Genomic DNA, 16901 nt, shown 5'->3' with positions numbered 1-16901 from the left:
TACATAGTATATCGCTATGTTATTATAATAAAAAACGACATATATCGCTATAATAAGGCATTTTCTTATGAAAAATCACGTAAAGTACTTGTGTTTTTTTAGTATGTGGCATATAGTGAAATGGTGTCTTTTAAGTATTAGTTTAGATAAAGTACTTATTTGAATTGATATTGTAGAAAAGTCGAATGCGTAATGATGTAATAGGTGAAAGGAGAGATTATATGTCACAATTACAAGGTATTTTAACTCGTCTTGTGAATCTCCGTGAGCAAGCAAGTGGAAGTGAAGCGCCACAACGCTTCTTCGAAGTAGAGGGAAAAAGAATTTGCAGCGTGAAATATCATGCAAAAACTGAAACATACGAACTTGAAGTATATCAAGATGGTGAAAAGCCAGCTGTTTATCAATTTGATAACGTTGATATGATTGCAATTGAAATTTTTGAACTTATTCATTAAGGGATAAAGCAAAACGAATGCCGCAAAGGATTTTATACTTTGCGGCATTTTTTTGTTACTGCGTATGGAGTTTTTGCGGTGGCTTCTGTCCTATTTTCCCGAGAAATACCGACAAAGTGATAGCGGATTTTCTGATAAATGGAAGGAAAGGGTCGAATGCTGTAAAAAAAGCAAAATAAAAAATTCAGATAATTATGAACTTTCGTTGACACTTGTTTTAAAAAAATCTAGACTTAACATATAAGGGAGAACATCGAGTGTGTCTGCTTCTATTCCCTCTTAAAGGTTCGCATTTACGTAAGCAAGCTATTTTCATTTTGTAGCTTGTTCTTTTTCTCTTTACACACGTGGAAGTTATGAGAAATGGAAGGAGAATGTATAAATGATTGATATTGATTACAATCAGTTAAATCAAATTGAACTTCGAGATTTGCTTGTCACTTCTGATAAAGTTGCTCATGTTCAAGTGGGAAATAATTTAGAACATGCTTTGCTTGTGTTAACAAAGACTGGCTATACGTCCATTCCCGTATTAAATCCAAGGTTTCAGCTGCAGGGGTTCGTGAGCATGACGCTTATTTTAGATTCGATTTTAGGGTTAAAGCGCATTGAATTTGAAAGATTAGAAACCATGAAAGTAGAAGAAGTTATGAATCAAAATGTTCCTCGTGTCTCCATGAAAAAATCCGTATTAAAAGTCATAAATGCCATGATTAACCATCCTTTTTTGTGCGTAGAGAATGAAGATGGTATTTTTGAAGGGATTTTAACGCGAAGAAATTTGTTAAAGTCATTAAGAAGGCAGTCCATCATTCTCCCGAAAGAGTCATTTCAATAATTTTTTTAAGAAATCGTGTTTCAGCCTATCTTTCTCCGTTTTTTTCTTATATGATAAAGGTAAAATGAAAGTAAAAAGAGGCTTGAAAGGAATAACTGAATGCAATTAATAGAATGTCGAATGCTCGTTGTATTAGCTCAAGAATTAAATATGAGAAAAGCTGCAGAGAGATTATTTGTATCGCAACCAGCTTTATCACAGAGGCTGCAAACCATTGAAAAAGCATGGGATACACAAATCTTCATTCGTTCGCAAAAAGGACTGTCATTAACGCCTGCTGGAGAAAAGATTGTTCAATTTGCAAAAGAAGTAGTAGAAAAAGAAGATCGGGTTCGCGAGGACTTGCATCATTTAGATAATGAAGTATATGGTACACTCAAATTAGCGGTGGCTTCGATTATTGGACAGCACTGGCTGCCGGCGGTGTTAAAACGCTATATGGATCGTTACCCACATGCTAAAATCTCTCTTGTAACCGGCTGGAGCAGTGAAATGCTTCGCTACCTGTACGAAGATGAGGTACATATTGGAATCATACGCGGAAATCCCGATTGGAAAGGCGTCAAAGAACATTTGTTTACAGATCCTCTTTACCTAGTTGATTCAGAAATTGAAAGGGCAGCGGAAGTAGTAAATACTCATCGACCATTTATTCAATTTAAAAGTGACTCAACGTATTATCAAGAAATTTTAGAATGGTGGCATCGAGAGTTTCATACTACACCGAAGCGTACGATTGTAGTGGATCAGATTGAGACGTGTAAACAAATGGCTTTAAATGGTCTTGGTTTCGCTATTTTACCATCGATTGCTATCAAAGAAGCTGGAAGCCATATTCATCGGACGCCGCTTCTAAAAGCAAATGGCGAGCCAATTACACGAGACACTTCTTTAGTTGGATATGAATCAGCGTTTAAACTGAAGCAAGTTCGAGCATTTGTTGATATTGTACGTGAATACGTAAGAGAAACGGTCTAAAGCGAGCTCAGGTGCTCGCTTTTTTTATTTGCAATCGTTATCTTTTTATTAAAACGATAATGATGCTTGTCATTGTGAAAGCATTTTGTTACATTAAATGAGACATTGCTTACTTAGGAGGAATACATAATGAAAATGATGGATGCTAATGAGATTATCTCATTTATTCAAAACAGTACAAAATCAACACCGGTAAAAGTTTACGTAAAAGGTGAAGTAGAAGGAATTGACTTTGGTTCATCTTCTAAAACATTCGTAACGGGCAACACAGGTGTAGTATTTGGTGAATGGAAAGAAATCAAAGCTGCTATTGAAGCAAACGAAGGAAAAATTGAAGACTACGTAATTGAAAACGATCGCCGCAACTCTGCGATTCCTTTATTAGATATGAAAGGAATTAAAGCTCGTATCGAGCCAGGCGCTATTATTCGCGATCAAGTTGAAATCGGCGACAACGCTGTTATTATGATGGGTGCATCGATTAACATCGGTTCTGTAATCGGTGAAGGAACAATGATCGACATGAACGTAGTACTTGGTGGTCGTGCAACAGTAGGTAAAAATTGTCATATCGGCGCAGGTTCTGTATTAGCTGGTGTTATTGAGCCACCTTCTGCAAAACCAGTTGTAGTAGAAGATGATGTAGTAATCGGTGCTAATGCTGTTGTTCTTGAAGGGGTAACAGTAGGTAAAGGTGCCGTAGTTGCTGCAGGTGCAATTGTGGTCGAAGATGTAGCTCCTTACACAGTAGTAGCAGGTACGCCAGCACGCGTTATTAAAGAAATTGACGAAAAAACAAAGTCTAAAACAGAAATCAAGCAAGAATTGCGTCAATTAAACGAAGAATAAGAAAAACGATCAGTTTGCGCTTTTTCTTTGCTGAATTAATAGGTTTTAGCGATTGGGATACTGAATCCTTAAACGTATCATATGGACAAGTTGGAAGCGTGGGCAACCACGCTTTCTTCTTTATTTCGTGAGGAGGACATACACATGGCTGAAAATGAATTTGTGAAAATAAGAAGAGAGCTACATAGAATTCCTGAATTAGGGTTTCAAGAGGTGAAAACACAGCGTTTTTTGCTTGATTATATTAACACTCTTCCGCAAGAGCGCTTAGAAGTAAAGACGTGGAAAACGGGACTTTTTGTTAAAGTACATGGTACAAACCCAACTAAAACAATAGGCTACCGAGCAGATATTGACGGTCTTCCTATCACGGAAGAAACGAATTATTCTTTTCAATCACAGCATGAAGGACTCATGCATGCCTGCGGACATGATATGCATATGGCCATTGGGCTAGGCGTACTGACTTACTTTGCTCAGCATGAAATCAAAGATAACGTACTGTTCATCTTTCAGCCGGCAGAAGAAGGTCCAGGAGGAGCACAGCCAATGCTCCAAAGCGATATCATGAAAGAATGGCTTCCAGATTTCATCTTTGCCCTTCACGTAGCTCCTGAATATCCGGTTGGGTCGATTGCACTGAAGGAAGGGTTACTATTTGCTAACACGTCTGAGCTATTTATTGATTTAAAAGGAAAAGGCGGGCATGCTGCTTATCCACATACAACAAATGATATGGTAGTCGCTGCATGTCAGCTCGTTTCACAGCTTCAAACGATTGTTGCTCGCAACGTTGATCCGCTAGACAGCGCTGTAATTACAGTAGGAAAAATTCAAGGGGGGACGGTTCAAAATATTATTGCGGAGCGAGCTCGCATAGAAGGAACCATTCGCACGCTATCTCCTGAATCAATGACGCGTGTTAAAGAACGAATTGAAGCGATTGTTAAAGGAGTAGAAGTAGGGTATCAGTGTGAAACAGCCATTGATTATGGATGTATGTATCATCAAGTATATAATCACCATGAAGTCACGCGAGAGTTTATGGAATTTGCCAAAGCGCAAACCGACGTGGATGTCATTGAATGCAAAGAAGCAATGACAGGAGAAGATTTTGGCTATATGCTAAAAGATATTCCTGGATTTATGTTTTGGCTTGGCGTTCAGTCTGAATATGGGCTTCATCATGCAAAGCTGCAGCCTCATGAAGGCGCAATAGATACGGCGATTTCACTTATTACAAAATATTTTGAACATAAAGGCAATCAATAAATCGTATAATCATTTTTCCTTATGGCTAAATTAATACCATGAGGAGGTGGGCAACGATGGCACGAATTGGTGTAGAATACGGTTTAACAGATGTACAGGCTGCACTTCAGCAGCTCGGACATGAAGTGGTACAATTACGCAACGAAAGTGATGCACAAGGGTGCGATTGCTGTGTTGTAACAGGACAGGATTCAAACGTAATGGGGATTTCTGATGCAGTAACGCAAGGCTCAGTTATTACAGCTAGCGGATTAACGGCAGAAGAAATTTGTCAGCAAGTAGGCAACAAGGTACAAGGATAAAAGAAAGCCGAAGGAATAAATCCTTCGGCTATTTTTATGCATGCTGAGGCTGCTTGGCATCTTCAGGCTGCTTTTTATCAATATTTACTTGATGAGGGAACGGAATATCAATACCGTTTGCGTCAAACGCTTCTTTAAACTCTTTGCGAAGCTGACGTTCAACCCCCCACTGCTCACCGTTTTTAGCTTTGCCAACTACACGAAGCACAACGTCCGATGCGCCTAGACCTTGAACTCCTATCACGCTTGGTCCTTCTACAATGTTTTCATTTGTTGCAGCAACGCGCTCGCATACTTTTTCTAGTACGGAAATTGCTTTGTCAATATCATCATCATACGAAATGCCAATATCAATCAACGCGCGCATATTGCCTCGGGAATGATTGCTTAAGCTTGTAATTTCACGGTTAGGCACATAGTGTAAAGTTCCATCAAATCCGCGAATTTGAGTAGTACGCAGACCTACTGATTCGACAATTCCTGAAAAACTTCCGGTTGTTACATAGTCGTCAACATCCAGCTGTTTTTCAAGAAGTAAAAAGAAACCTGTTACAACGTCGCTAACTAGTCCTTGAGCACCGAACCCGATTGCTAGACCCACAACTCCGGCACCGGCTAATAGAGCTGTCGCATGGATATTTACTGCTTCAAGCAGCATGACGACAAAAATAAAAATAAGTACATATGAAAACACATTAACGGTTAAACTTTTGAGTGTGAGCATGCGTCCGCGCGTAGTATTTTCGCGCTCACTCATTTTTTCAAAGGAACGCTCAATAACTTTTTTACCAATTGCTCGTACAAGTAAAAATACAATGGTAATGGCAATAAGTTTTAACACAATAACTCCAGCATTGGTAAGAAGCTGTTCCCAGTTGATGTCTTGCATCTTAAACATTCGTTGTTCATCCTTCCTATGTTCTGTTTCAATATTAATAAGTGGGAATGTATTCTGTGGAAAAGATTTTGTAAGAGTATGAGCACATTTGTTTATTCCCGATATTAGACATGCTAAACTGAGAAGGTAAATAAATGCAACCCTTTTATAGCATTTTTTTGCTGAAGTCAGGGTTTAATTTGCCCTAAAGGCGGGCATAACAACTATGTTACCATTATAAGATGTTGTTTAAATTCATTCTTAATTAATATTGACTAAAAAAACAATATCCATTATAATGAAAACCGTTATAACAGTACATAAGTGAGAATGTTTTATACATTTTCTCATTTAATAATTATTTGGAGGGATCATGTATGCCAGAACGTATGGTAGGTAAACAAGCTCCACGCTTTGAAATGGAAGCTGTATTATCAAACAAAGAATTCGGTAAAGTTAGCTTAGAAGAAAATATTAAAAATGACAAATGGACAGTATTATTCTTCTATCCAATGGACTTTACATTTGTATGTCCAACAGAAATCACTGCACTTTCTGACCGTTATGATGAGTTTGAAGATCTTGACGCAGAAGTAATCGGTGTTTCTACAGACACAATCCATACACACTTAGCTTGGATCAACACTGATCGTAAAGATAATGGTTTAGGTGATCTTAAATATCCATTAGCAGCTGATACAAATCACGTTGTTTCTCGTGAGTACGGCGTTTTAATTGAAGAAGAAGGTGTAGCACTTCGCGGTTTATTCATCATCAGCCCAGAAGGCGAATTACAATATTCAGTTGTAAACCACAACAATATTGGCCGTGACGTTGATGAAACTTTACGTGTTCTTCAAGCGTTACAAACTGGCGGACTTTGCCCAGCTAACTGGAAACCAGGTCAAGCTACTTTAAACGCGTAAGCACAACGTTTAAAAGGTCTAACGTCCACGTTAGGCCTTTTTTTCATCGGATAATAAAGAACATATAGTCAATAATAGTGAAAACAAGGGAGGCTTTTATTCATGAAATTACGTCAGCCAATGCCTGAGTTAACGGGCGCTACAGAATGGTTAAACGGAGAGGTTACAAAAGAGCAGCTAATTGGCGAAAAGCCAACGCTTATTCATTTTTGGTCAGTAAGCTGTCATCTATGTAAAGAAGCAATGCCTCAAGTAAATGAATTTCGCGACCAATACAAAGAACAACTAAACGTAGTAGCCGTTCATATGCCGCGCTCTGAAGATGATTTAGACTTAACAAAAATTAAAGAAGTAGCAGCAGAACACGATATTACGCAGCCAATTTTTGTAGACAGTGAACATAAATTAACGGATGCATTTGAAAATCAATATGTACCGGCATATTATGTATTTGACAAAACAGGTCAGCTACGCCACTTCCAAGCTGGTGGAAGCGGTATGAAAATGCTTGAAAAGCGCGTGAATCGTGTATTAGGCGAGAACGAATAAATACAGGCAGTTGTAACAGGTGAAAAGCATTCGATGCTTAGTAGAACTTGCATCGAATGTTTTTCTTTTTTGTGTGTAGGAAGTAACTGATAAAGGAAATATAAAAATGTGGATTTTTTCTTGTGAGTTTACACCATACTAACACTAACAACATGATACGAAACTTACTATTGGAGGTAATTTACATATGAAATTAGGTATGATTGGCTTAGGGAAAATGGGAGCAAACTTAGTATTGAATTTACTAGATCATAACCATTCTGTGGTAGCATTCGATGTGAACAACGAAGCCGTACAGAAAGTATCAGAAAAGGGAGCAGAAGGCGCTTCTTCCATTCAAGAATTAGTAAGCAAATTAGAAAAACCACGCATTGCTTGGGTAATGGTTCCAGCCGGAGAGCTCACAGAAAAAGTAATTTCTGAGCTTCAAGAATTACTTGAAGAAGGAGATATGATTATCGAAGGCGGTAATTCTAAGTATAAAGATTCCGTACGACGTGCTGCAGCTTCTGCTGAAAAAGGAATTCACTACTTCGATGTTGGAACGAGCGGCGGAATGGAAGGTGCCCGAAACGGCGCTTGTATGATGATTGGCGGAGATAAAGAAGCATTTGCTACAATCGAACCTATTTTCCGCGACATCAACGTAGAAAATGGCTACCTCTATTCAGGTGCAGCAGGAAGCGGTCACTTCTTGAAAATGGTTCATAACGGAATTGAGTACGGCATGATGCAAGCAATTGCTGAAGGTTTTGATGTGTTAGAGAAAAGTGAATTTGACTATGACTACGAAGCTGTAGCCCGCGTATGGAACAATGGCTCTGTTATTCGCTCATGGTTAATCGAATTAATGGAACGTGCATTTTCAAAAGATGCAAAACTTGACAGTATTAAAGGAGTTATGCATTCTTCCGGTGAAGGGAAATGGACGGTTGAATCAGCTTTAGATTTACAAGTGCCAACGCCAGTTATTGCTTTATCTTTAATGATGCGCTATCGCTCACTTGAAGATGATACGTTTACAGGTAAAGTAGTTGCCGCTCTTCGCAATGAGTTCGGCGGACATGCAGTGGAAAAACAATAAAAAAAGAAGCTGGGACAAAAGTATTTTAGACGAAGTGAAAAACGAACCATTGATCAATATGTTTGATTAGTGGTTCGTTTTTTTGTTTGAGTGAATAGTTTCGTCTTTAGATGGAATTCATTTAGCTATATCCCAACCTCTTTTTTATGACTATTTACCTTTTTTTGAAAAAATATCTAAAAATTATGGTAATTTATTTCGGGAACCGATATATTTAAATATGTGTGCCACATCTTAGCTAAGGGAAAGGACGGGGTATATGGGAACGTTTAAAAAACTAAAAGATTTTTATTTGCCGTACCGAATGTACTTTTTTTATTCTGCTATTTGCTTGTTATTTGTAACCTCCATCACTGTGATTTACCCTATTGTGCTGCAATATACGATTGATCATATCGTGTTAGGAAAACAATATCAGCTAGTCGATAATGTAGCATTTATTTTTATTGGACTGATGATCATCAAAGGAATCTTTACATATATTCAGCAATATTACGGCGACTTATTTGGAATTAAGTCCGTGTATACTCTTCGCAATAAACTTTACCGCAAACTTCAGTATTTACCGTTTTCTTATTATGACAATGCTAAAACAGGGGACTTGATGTCCAGGTTGACAGCTGATGTAGAAGGATTTCGTTTTTTTCTATCTTTTGGCTTCTCAGAATTAATTCGCTTCGTCATTTTACTTACTGCCAGCTTTTCCGTTATGTTCTATTACTCTATTTCACTCACTCTTGTCACAATTTTCCTGCTGCCTTTTTTGGGGGTAGCTGTTTATCGTTTTGATAAACGCGTTCATCCAGCGTTTCGCTTAATTCGCCAATCGTTTGGAGAACTTAATACAAATGTTCAAGAAAATATAAGCGGCATACAGACGGTCAAATCATTATCAAGAGAAAAATTTCAAACCTCTAAATTTAACGATTCCAACGGAGTTTATAAAAATCGAAACATTGAAACAGCGAATGTGTGGGCAACTTATTTCCCCTTAATGGAGTTTATAGGGAATTTATCTATTGTTGGTCTCCTTGCTTACGGAGGAGCGCTTGTTATGAACGGAAGCGTACGTCCTGGAGAGCTTGTTGCTTTCTTTAGCTTAACCTCTTATTTAATGTGGCCGATTATGAATCTAGGGTTTGTTATCAATATGTTTTCACAGTCTAAAGCTTCAGGTGAAAGGCTGCTAGAAATTTTAGAAGAAGAAGAAAAAGTCCATGAGCATGCCGGAAGTTTCTCTATTAATGGAACGGTCGAGTTTCAGCATGTTAGCTTATCCTATCCAAACGAGGATAAAAAATCGCTTGAGAACATATCGTTTTCTGCTTCTAAAGGGAAAGTAGTAGGTTTAATCGGTGCAACTGGAGCCGGCAAAACAAGCTTAACACAGCTGCTCACGAGGTTTTATGAACCGACTTCAGGACAGATCTTAGTTAACCATCGTCCGATTAAAGAGTATCCGCTCTCTGTTCTTCGGAAAGAAATTAGCTTTGTACTTCAAGAAACGTTTTTGTTCTCAAGCAGCATAGGAACCAACATCTCTTATGGCGTGCCGGGTATTTCTAGAGAAGACATTATTGATGCTGCAAAACGAGCGCAGGCGCATGATTTTATTATGGAGCTTCCAGATGGATATGATACGATGCTGGGAGAGAGAGGACTGGGGTTATCAGGCGGGCAAAAGCAGCGTATTGCGATTGCACGAGCGCTTATCTTAAATCCTAGTATTCTAGTATTAGATGATGCCACCAGTGCCGTTGATATGAAAACAGAAAGAGAAATTCAATTGGCTTTAAAAGAAGTGATGAAAAATCGTACGACGTTTATTATCGCGCACCGCCTTTCTTCTTTGCGACATGCCGATGAAATCTTGGTCTTACATGAAGGTCGTATAAAAGAGAGAGGAAGCCACGAAACGCTCATTCAAAAGCAAGGGATTTATAAAAACATTTACGACATTCAATATGAAAGCAGTACGTCGGTGATGAACGTATAACAAGGGAGGAATAGAATGGCAGGCGAAAAAAATAAAGTTGTGCGAGAGCGCTTTTATTATCAAACAGATCAAATCATTGATAAGACGTTTAACTGGAAGCAAATGGCCCGCTTGTTTCGTTATCTTCATCCATATCGAAAAAACTTGCTTCCTTTCTCGTTTCTTATGGTCATTATCACGACGGTCATTAGACTCGCTATTCCTATTTTGATAGGTGTCTATACGCTTGATCATGCTGTAAAAGATAAGAATAGCACGCTGCTCATGCAGTTAGTTTTCATCATTTTTAGCTTGTATATCCTATCTTATATTGCGAATGTCTTTCGGATTAAATGGATGAATCAACTCGGGCAGCACGTGATATATGATTTAAGAAAACATTTATTTACGCATGTTCAAGGGCTGTCGCACCGGTTTTTTGATACGCGTTCAGGAGGCTCTATTCTTGTAAGGATTATGAATGATATTAACTCTCTTCAAGATTTATTTACCAACGGGGTAGTTAACCTATTTATGGACCTCTTATTGTTAGTGGGAATTGTGGTTATATTATTTTCTCTCAGTCCTGCTTTGACATGTGCTGTTTTAGTCATTTTACCGATTATGTTTTTGATTTCTACAAAGCTGAGAAGAAGAATCCGCCGGTCATGGCAAGTTGTTCGTATGAAGCAGTCAGTATTAAATTCACATTTAAATGAGAGTATTCAAGGCATTCGCGTTACTCAATCATTTGCTCAAGAACAAGAAAATATGCTGTTTTTTGATCGCATAAACAGTGAAAATTACGAGAGCTGGAGGCAAGCTACTCGAAAAAATGCCATGTTTCGACCGTTTGTAGAACTCACAAATGCTGTCGGAACGGCCATTTTAATTTGGTTCGGTGCTGCACTTATTCAAGATGAGCGGCTAACAATTGGTATTTTTGTATCATTTGCTTTTTATCTCGGGATGTTTTGGGAACCGATTTCTCGTTTAGGGCAAGTGTACAATCAATTATTAATGGGAATGGCTTCATCCGAGCGCATTTTTGAATTTCTAGATGAAAAACCTCTCGTCGCAGATTTGGAAACCGCTACGTCTTTAGAGAATATGAAGGGGAAAGTTGAGTTCAAGCACGTCTCATTTTCTTATGATGGGAAGCGTAAAGCTCTAAACAACGTATCAATTGAAATAAAAGAAGGACAGACGGTTGCTTTAGTGGGGCATACTGGATCTGGAAAAACGTCCATTGCTAATTTAATCACACGTTTTTATGATGTGAACAAAGGGCAGATTTTAATTGATAATATGCCTATTCAAGATATTACGTTAGCGAGTTTACGAGCACAAATTAGTATTGTGCTGCAAGAAACCTTTATTTTTTCAGGAACCATCACGGAGAATATTCGGTTTGGAAAACCGGATGCTACCGATGATGAAGTGATTAAGGCCGCAGAAGCGGTAGGGGCTGCAGATTTTATAAAGCGTCTGAAAAAAGGCTATGATACGGAAGTAGAAGAGCGAGGAAACGTTTTATCGGTGGGAGAGCGTCAATTGATTTCATTTGCTCGAACGCTGTTGGCTGATCCTCGTATTATCATTTTAGATGAAGCGACAGCAAGCATCGATACAGAAACAGAAGTGAAGATTCAACAAGCGCTTAAAACGCTGTTAAATAACAGAACGGCCATCATGATTGCTCATCGGCTATCGACTATACGAGAAGCAGATAACATCATTGTGTTAGACCACGGAAGCATTATTGAAACAGGCAATCACGGGGAACTTATGCAGCAAAAAGGCGTATATTATTACCTTGTTCAAACCCATGCTACAGCTTAAAAAACAGAAGGAGCTGATCCTTCTGTTTTTCTATGAGAAATAGTAAAGACATATAAGCGTTGTTAACGGGAAAATGAGGTTGATACAAAAGAATTGTGGTAAAATAACGGTAGTTCAGATTTTTTCCTGTACATAATGGAGGAATTCAAATGAAAAAAGAATTTGCAGTCATCGGATTAGGTAGATTTGGTGGAAGTATTTGTAAAACATTAAGCGATCAAGGAATGGAAGTTCTGGCGATTGACATTGATGAAGAAAAGGTAAATGAGTATGCTAACGTTGCTTCGCATGCAGTAGTAGGCGATTCAATGGATGAAGGGGTTCTAAAAAGTTTAGGAATTCGTAATTTTGATCACGTTATCGTAGCTATTGGCGACAATATTCAGGCAAGTATTTTGACGACCCTTATACTAAAAGAGCTGGGCGTTGAAAAAATAACGGTAAAAGCGCAAAATGATTATCATGCCAAAGTATTATCAAAAATTGGCGCCAATTTTATCGTGCATCCCGAACGAGATATGGGACGAAGAATTGCCAATAACATGATTTCAAACAGCGTGCTGGATTATTTGGAGCTATCTGAAGAACACAGCATTGTCGAATTAGTAGCAAGCAAAAGAATGGCTGGCAATACGCTGATTGAGTTAGACATTCGTGCGAAATATGGTATTAACATTGTAGCCATTAAGCGTGATCGAGATATCATCGTTTCTCCTCAGGCGTCCGAAACGATACAAGAAGGAGACGTGTTAATTGTTATTGGAGCAGACGCAGATATCAACCGCTTCGAAAATAAATTTGCCAGTTCCTAATAAAAAAGAGCAGATGCAATTGCATCTGCTCTTTTTCTTTTATTAAACCTCCATAATGATTGGTAAAATCATTGGACGGCGCTTTGTTTTTTCGTAAAGGAATGGAGCCAATGTGTCTGTGATTTCATTTTTAATCTCAGACCATTGTGACGTACGACGTTCCATCACTTTGTTCAAGTGTTTTGTAATGAGGGACTGTGCATCATTAATTAAGTCGCCAGATTCGCGCATATAAACAAAACCACGAGAGATAATGTCTGGACCAGCAGCGATCTTGAAGTCTTTCATATTGATGCTTACAACGACAATAACAAGTCCTTCTTCAGATAAAATGCGGCGGTCACGAAGTACGATATTTCCAATGTCACCAATTCCGCTTCCGTCAATATATACAGAGCCTGAAGGGATTTTTCCAGCTACTGAAGCTTCACTGTCGCTTAAAGCTAGCACCTCTCCATTATCCATAATGAAGCAGTTTTCTTCAGGAACTCCACAGTCTGTTGCAAGTTTGATGTGCATCTTCTGCATGCGATACTCACCGTGAATTGGCATAAAGTATTTTGGTTTCATCAAACGAAGCATTAATTTTTGCTCTTCCTGTCCGCCGTGTCCAGAAGTATGGATATCGTTTAGAGCACCGTGAATAACCTCTGCTCCTGCACGGAATAGCATATCAATTGTTTTGCTAACACTTACTGTATTTCCTGGAATAGGTGAAGATGAGAACACAACCGTATCTCCAGGGATAATTTGAATTTGGCGGTGAGTACCGTTTGCAATTCTAGATAGCGCTGCCATCGGTTCACCTTGGCTGCCTGTACATAAAATAGTCACGCGGTTAGCTGGAATTCGGTTAATTTGAGAAGGCTCAATGAACGTATCTTTTGGACATGAAATATATCCAAGCTGTTGGCCAATCTCAATAGCTGCTTCCATACTGCGTCCGAATACAGCAACTTTGCGGTTATGCAATACGGCTGCTTCCACTACTTGCTGTAAGCGGTGAATATTTGAAGCAAACGTTGCAAAAATAATACGGCCGTCTACTTTACGGAAAATGTCATGAATGCTGTCACCTACGCGGCGCTCAGACATCGTAAAGTTAGGAATTTCACTGTTTGTACTGTCTGAAAGCAAGCATAGAACGCCTTCTTTACCGATTTCAGCCATTTTTGTTAAGTTAGCCGGTTCGCCCACTGGTGTAAAATCAAACTTGAAATCTCCTGTATGTACGATTTGTCCGTTTGGTGTTTTTACCACAATTCCGTAAGAATCAGGAATACTGTGAGTTGTACGGAAGAACGTTACCGATGTTTTACGGAATTTAATTACGTCATCTTCAGTAATTTCATGAAGCTGAGCTGTACGAAGCAACCCGTGCTCGTCTAATTTGTTGCGAAGAAGTCCAAGGGCTAATTTCCCTGCATAAATAGGAATGTTTAATTCTCTTAATAAGTAAGGAATTCCGCCGATGTGATCTTCATGACCATGTGTAACGAAAAGGCCACGGATTTTATCTGCATTTTTTACCAAATAACTGTAGTCAGGAATAACGTAGTCAATTCCTAAAAGCTCATCTTCAGGGAATTTAATTCCTGCATCAATAAGAATAATTTCATCTTGAAACTGTACGGCATACGTATTTTTACCGATTTCGCCTAGTCCACCCAGGGCGAAAACTGCCGTTTGATTATTTTTTACAAATTTCATTTTCATCATATCTCCAATACTTTAAAATCTTCATGCTGTTGTTCATATTCTAGATAGTCTCCAGTCACTGCTTGAACAAACTCAATATTAATTGAACGCGCTTTTAACTTTTTACGAACGTCACGCTCAGAATCTGCGTTCACATACACTGTTTTTGTATTTTCACGTACAGCTACTTCACTCATTTTTTCTTGAAAATAAACTTTAAAAATCATAACAAAAATCTCTCCTTAATTCCGAAATTCAAATAACTTATTTTATTATATTATAAAATGTGTATGTATTTCATGTATTTTCTAAAGAAACTTGCTTTCACTACATTTTAGTCATCTAAATATAACAAGTCAATTAATTATAGAATAATATTAATAGGAAACGGATACAAGACTATATTTTCCGGGCGTATAAAAAATAAGGGCTATTCCATTGTACGATGCAGACACACACTCTGCAAATTTTACAACAGAAAGCCCTAAAAAAATCGATTATGCCATCGTTTTTTTACGCAATAATTCATTCCAGCGTTTTAGCAGCCTTTTTCGAAAATCTTTTAACATGATTTTTCAGCTCCTTTGTTTTTTGCAATACCTGCCTGTCTCTCTCTATACTTTTATTATATGATGAAAAGGGAGAGGTTTCTCGTGGTTAAATATGGAAAAATTGTAAATAGGGGCGTCCATTTATAGAGAAATCAGTACTTGTTTGATATAATTGGAAAGGCTTAACAAAGAGATAAAAAATTATAAAAAATAAGGTGATAAACGTGGAACGAAAGATTATTTTTTTTGATATTGATGGAACGTTGTTGGATCATGATAAAAAACTGCCTGCTTCTACAAAAAAAGCTGTCCAGCTGTTAAAAGAGCAGGGGCATGAAGTGGCAATTGCAACTGGAAGGGCTCCTTTTATGTTTAAAGATCTGCGTGAAGAGTTGGATATTCAAACATATATTAGCTTTAATGGTCAGTACATTGTTTTAAATGGAGAAGTTCTTTACAAAAACCCGTTAAATAAAGAAGAGCTTCAGGATTTAACAGCTTTTGCTGTTGAGCATGATCACCCTGTCGTATACATGGATCATGAAGATATGAAATCAAACATTGAATTTCATGACTACATCGAATCCAGCATCAGCACGCTGAAAATTGGATTTACCCACCCTCACCATGATCCTGCTTATTTCAAAGGGCGTGAAATTTATCAATCCCTCTTATTCTGCACAGCGGGAGAAGAAGCTCCTTATGAAGAAACATTTAAGAAATTTGATTTTATTCGCTGGCATGAATTTTCAACTGATATTCTGCCAAAAGGTGGATCAAAAGCGCGAGGGATTGAGACCATGATCGAAAAACTTGGCTTTGACAAAAAAGATGTATATGCATTCGGAGACGGCTTAAACGATATCGAAATGCTTGAATTTGTCGGAAATGGCGTAGCGATGGGAAATGCGGAAGAAGTCGTGAAAGAAGTGGCTGATCTTGTTACAAAAGATGTAGCAGAAGATGGCATTCTCCACGGATTAGAGCTAGTGGGATTATTAAAATAAGAAAAAACGCGAGCTCTAGCTCGCGTTTTTTAGCGTTCGTATGGAAAAGCATTTTCAGGTTCTTGAAATGGATGTTCTTTATTAATGTAATCATAAAACATAATTCCGTCTAAATGATCAATTTCGTGCTGAAATACGACAGCAGGAAGGCCTTTCAAACGAATTTTTACTTCTTCGCCTTCAAGCGTTGTGCCTTTTACTGTGATGCGTGCATATCGAGGAACAAATCCTGGGATATCTTGATCGACAGACAAGCAGCCTTCGCCGCCTGTAAGATATGTCTTTTCAACGGAGTGGCTAATGATCTTAGGGTTAAATAATGCATAGCTGTATAGCTTACCTTTTTCATCCGTAACGTGTACCCCAATCATTCGTTTTGATACATTAATTTGAGGAGCGGCAAGTCCGATACCAGATCGCAGTCCATATTTAGCAGCAATTTCAGGGTCTTGGCTGTTTTTCACATATTCTAATAAGCTATGTAAAATCTTTTTGTCTTCTTCAGAAGCAGGTAACGGTACTTCTTTTGCTACTTCTCGCAGCGTTGGGTGTCCGTCTTGGATAATATCGTTCATTGTAATCAACTTTCACATCTCCCTAGGCTATTTTATAGGTATAAAGTGTACCAAATCCGTATAAAAAAGTCATTACCTCGACCTTGACCACATAAATGTTTCTACTAATTATATGTATCAAACATTTGGAAAAACATGCATAAGAAAAAATAAAAGCGGCAGTTAGCCGCTTTTATTGTATAATTACCAGCCGCCACAGCTGCAGCCGATAATAACTAATAAAATGAACAGTACGATTAATAACACGAAACCTTTATTAGAACCGCCGCAGCCATATCCACCATAACCCAACATAATGTAACCTCCCG

The 16901-nt window shown here is 38.2% G+C and carries 18 protein-coding genes; 13 read left to right on the top strand and 5 right to left on the bottom strand.

Features of this window, described 5'->3' with window-relative positions; all coding sequences use genetic code 11:
- Positions 1 to 221 precede the first annotated feature (221 nt).
- The 6 genes from WKH56_RS11525 to WKH56_RS11500 all read left to right on the top strand — a co-directional run bounded on the left by WKH56_RS11525 (position 222) and on the right by WKH56_RS11500 (position 4697).
- Positions 222 to 458 carry a YkuJ family protein gene (locus WKH56_RS11525; RefSeq protein ID WP_013056035.1) on the top strand — a complete coding sequence of 79 codons (237 nt, stop codon included), beginning with the start codon at positions 222 to 224 and terminating at the stop codon, positions 456 to 458.
- A gap of 382 nt (positions 459 to 840) precedes the next feature.
- Positions 841 to 1296, top strand: a complete 456-nt coding sequence (cbpB, locus tag WKH56_RS11520; RefSeq protein WP_243495637.1) for a cyclic-di-AMP-binding protein CbpB — start codon at positions 841 to 843, stop codon at positions 1294 to 1296.
- A 99-nt stretch (positions 1297 to 1395) separates the two neighbouring features.
- On the top strand, positions 1396 to 2274 hold the full coding sequence (locus tag WKH56_RS11515) for a LysR family transcriptional regulator (protein WP_013056037.1): 879 nt from the start codon (positions 1396 to 1398) through the stop codon (positions 2272 to 2274).
- Positions 2275 to 2403: 129 nt separating this feature from the next.
- The gene (dapD, locus tag WKH56_RS11510) at positions 2404 to 3123 is read left to right on the top strand and encodes a 2,3,4,5-tetrahydropyridine-2,6-dicarboxylate N-acetyltransferase (RefSeq protein ID WP_013082280.1); all 720 of its coding nucleotides are present in this window, start codon (positions 2404 to 2406) and stop codon (positions 3121 to 3123) included.
- A 144-nt stretch (positions 3124 to 3267) separates the two neighbouring features.
- Positions 3268 to 4395 (top strand): N-acetyldiaminopimelate deacetylase, encoded by a 1128-nt coding sequence (locus WKH56_RS11505; protein WP_243495638.1) that lies wholly within the window; start codon positions 3268 to 3270, stop codon positions 4393 to 4395.
- Positions 4396 to 4451: 56 nt separating this feature from the next.
- The gene (locus WKH56_RS11500) at positions 4452 to 4697 is read left to right on the top strand and encodes a YkuS family protein (protein ID WP_013056040.1); all 246 of its coding nucleotides are present in this window, start codon (positions 4452 to 4454) and stop codon (positions 4695 to 4697) included.
- A gap of 34 nt (positions 4698 to 4731) precedes the next feature.
- On the opposite strand, the gene WKH56_RS11495 is transcribed toward WKH56_RS11500, so the two are convergent.
- Positions 4732 to 5595: a mechanosensitive ion channel family protein gene (locus WKH56_RS11495; RefSeq protein ID WP_014461007.1), complete on the bottom strand. Its 864-nt coding sequence runs from the start codon at positions 5593 to 5595 to the stop codon at positions 4732 to 4734.
- Between the two features lie 356 nt (positions 5596 to 5951).
- Between WKH56_RS11495 and WKH56_RS11490 the strand changes: the two genes are divergently transcribed.
- From WKH56_RS11490 to WKH56_RS11465, 6 genes are all read left to right on the top strand, one after another.
- Positions 5952 to 6500: a peroxiredoxin gene (locus WKH56_RS11490; protein ID WP_014461006.1), complete on the top strand. Its 549-nt coding sequence runs from the start codon at positions 5952 to 5954 to the stop codon at positions 6498 to 6500.
- 102 nt (positions 6501 to 6602) lie between these two features.
- On the top strand, positions 6603 to 7049 hold the full coding sequence (locus WKH56_RS11485; protein WP_028414116.1) for a TlpA family protein disulfide reductase: 447 nt from the start codon (positions 6603 to 6605) through the stop codon (positions 7047 to 7049).
- A gap of 187 nt (positions 7050 to 7236) precedes the next feature.
- Entirely contained in the window at positions 7237 to 8133 is an 897-nt protein-coding gene (gnd, locus tag WKH56_RS11480; protein WP_025749395.1) for a phosphogluconate dehydrogenase (NAD(+)-dependent, decarboxylating), read from the top strand.
- A 259-nt stretch (positions 8134 to 8392) separates the two neighbouring features.
- Positions 8393 to 10129: an ABC transporter ATP-binding protein gene (locus WKH56_RS11475; RefSeq protein ID WP_182029832.1), complete on the top strand. Its 1737-nt coding sequence runs from the start codon at positions 8393 to 8395 to the stop codon at positions 10127 to 10129.
- A gap of 15 nt (positions 10130 to 10144) precedes the next feature.
- Complete coding sequence (locus WKH56_RS11470; RefSeq protein WP_028414114.1) at positions 10145 to 11950, top strand: ABC transporter ATP-binding protein; 1806 nt, start codon at positions 10145 to 10147, stop codon at positions 11948 to 11950.
- A 149-nt stretch (positions 11951 to 12099) separates the two neighbouring features.
- Positions 12100 to 12762, top strand: a complete 663-nt coding sequence (locus WKH56_RS11465; protein ID WP_028414113.1) for a potassium channel family protein — start codon at positions 12100 to 12102, stop codon at positions 12760 to 12762.
- Between the two features lie 42 nt (positions 12763 to 12804).
- Here the strand turns inward: WKH56_RS11465 and rnjA are convergent, their stop codons facing one another.
- Together rnjA and WKH56_RS11455 are read right to left on the bottom strand one after the other, a co-directional pair.
- Positions 12805 to 14472: a ribonuclease J1 gene (gene rnjA, locus WKH56_RS11460; RefSeq protein ID WP_013056048.1), complete on the bottom strand. Its 1668-nt coding sequence runs from the start codon at positions 14470 to 14472 to the stop codon at positions 12805 to 12807.
- Positions 14473 to 14477: 5 nt separating this feature from the next.
- Positions 14478 to 14687: a DNA-dependent RNA polymerase subunit epsilon gene (locus WKH56_RS11455; RefSeq protein WP_013056049.1), complete on the bottom strand. Its 210-nt coding sequence runs from the start codon at positions 14685 to 14687 to the stop codon at positions 14478 to 14480.
- A 548-nt stretch (positions 14688 to 15235) separates the two neighbouring features.
- Here WKH56_RS11455 and WKH56_RS11450 point away from each other — a divergent pair.
- A complete protein-coding gene (locus WKH56_RS11450; protein ID WP_048020014.1) occupies positions 15236 to 16018 on the top strand; it encodes a Cof-type HAD-IIB family hydrolase in 783 nt (260 codons plus the stop codon).
- Positions 16019 to 16047: 29 nt separating this feature from the next.
- Here WKH56_RS11450 and def read toward each other — a convergent pair whose 3' ends face one another.
- Together def and WKH56_RS11440 are read right to left on the bottom strand one after the other, a co-directional pair.
- The gene (def, locus tag WKH56_RS11445) at positions 16048 to 16602 is read right to left on the bottom strand and encodes a peptide deformylase (protein WP_028414111.1); all 555 of its coding nucleotides are present in this window, start codon (positions 16600 to 16602) and stop codon (positions 16048 to 16050) included.
- A 174-nt stretch (positions 16603 to 16776) separates the two neighbouring features.
- Positions 16777 to 16887, bottom strand: a complete 111-nt coding sequence (locus WKH56_RS11440) for a YjcZ family sporulation protein (protein WP_016763434.1) — start codon at positions 16885 to 16887, stop codon at positions 16777 to 16779.
- Positions 16888 to 16901: the final 14 nt, after the last annotated feature.

The organism is Priestia sp. SB1 (genome assembly GCF_038898415.1).
This window is presented reverse-complemented; position numbering and strand designations above follow the sequence as displayed.

What these genes read in the sequence shown, in the direction of transcription:
- WKH56_RS11500 (WP_013056040.1), top strand. Translation starts at nt 4,452, where the DNA reads ATGGCACGAATTGGTGTAGAATACGGTTTAACAGATGTACAGGCTGCA.
- WKH56_RS11440 (WP_016763434.1), bottom strand. Translation starts at nt 16,887, where the DNA reads ATGTTGGGTTATGGTGGATATGGCTGCGGCGGTTCTAATAAAGGTTTC.
- WKH56_RS11525 (WP_013056035.1), top strand. Translation starts at nt 222, where the DNA reads ATGTCACAATTACAAGGTATTTTAACTCGTCTTGTGAATCTCCGTGAG.
- dapD (WP_013082280.1), top strand. Translation starts at nt 2,404, where the DNA reads ATGAAAATGATGGATGCTAATGAGATTATCTCATTTATTCAAAACAGT.
- WKH56_RS11495 (WP_014461007.1), bottom strand. Translation starts at nt 5,595, where the DNA reads ATGTTTAAGATGCAAGACATCAACTGGGAACAGCTTCTTACCAATGCT.
- WKH56_RS11485 (WP_028414116.1), top strand. Translation starts at nt 6,603, where the DNA reads ATGAAATTACGTCAGCCAATGCCTGAGTTAACGGGCGCTACAGAATGG.
- WKH56_RS11465 (WP_028414113.1), top strand. Translation starts at nt 12,100, where the DNA reads ATGAAAAAAGAATTTGCAGTCATCGGATTAGGTAGATTTGGTGGAAGT.
- WKH56_RS11475 (WP_182029832.1), top strand. Translation starts at nt 8,393, where the DNA reads ATGGGAACGTTTAAAAAACTAAAAGATTTTTATTTGCCGTACCGAATG.
- cbpB (WP_243495637.1), top strand. Translation starts at nt 841, where the DNA reads ATGATTGATATTGATTACAATCAGTTAAATCAAATTGAACTTCGAGAT.
- WKH56_RS11515 (WP_013056037.1), top strand. Translation starts at nt 1,396, where the DNA reads ATGCAATTAATAGAATGTCGAATGCTCGTTGTATTAGCTCAAGAATTA.
- WKH56_RS11490 (WP_014461006.1), top strand. Translation starts at nt 5,952, where the DNA reads ATGCCAGAACGTATGGTAGGTAAACAAGCTCCACGCTTTGAAATGGAA.
- gnd (WP_025749395.1), top strand. Translation starts at nt 7,237, where the DNA reads ATGAAATTAGGTATGATTGGCTTAGGGAAAATGGGAGCAAACTTAGTA.
- WKH56_RS11455 (WP_013056049.1), bottom strand. Translation starts at nt 14,687, where the DNA reads ATGATTTTTAAAGTTTATTTTCAAGAAAAAATGAGTGAAGTAGCTGTA.
- rnjA (WP_013056048.1), bottom strand. Translation starts at nt 14,472, where the DNA reads ATGAAATTTGTAAAAAATAATCAAACGGCAGTTTTCGCCCTGGGTGGA.
- WKH56_RS11505 (WP_243495638.1), top strand. Translation starts at nt 3,268, where the DNA reads ATGGCTGAAAATGAATTTGTGAAAATAAGAAGAGAGCTACATAGAATT.
- WKH56_RS11470 (WP_028414114.1), top strand. Translation starts at nt 10,145, where the DNA reads ATGGCAGGCGAAAAAAATAAAGTTGTGCGAGAGCGCTTTTATTATCAA.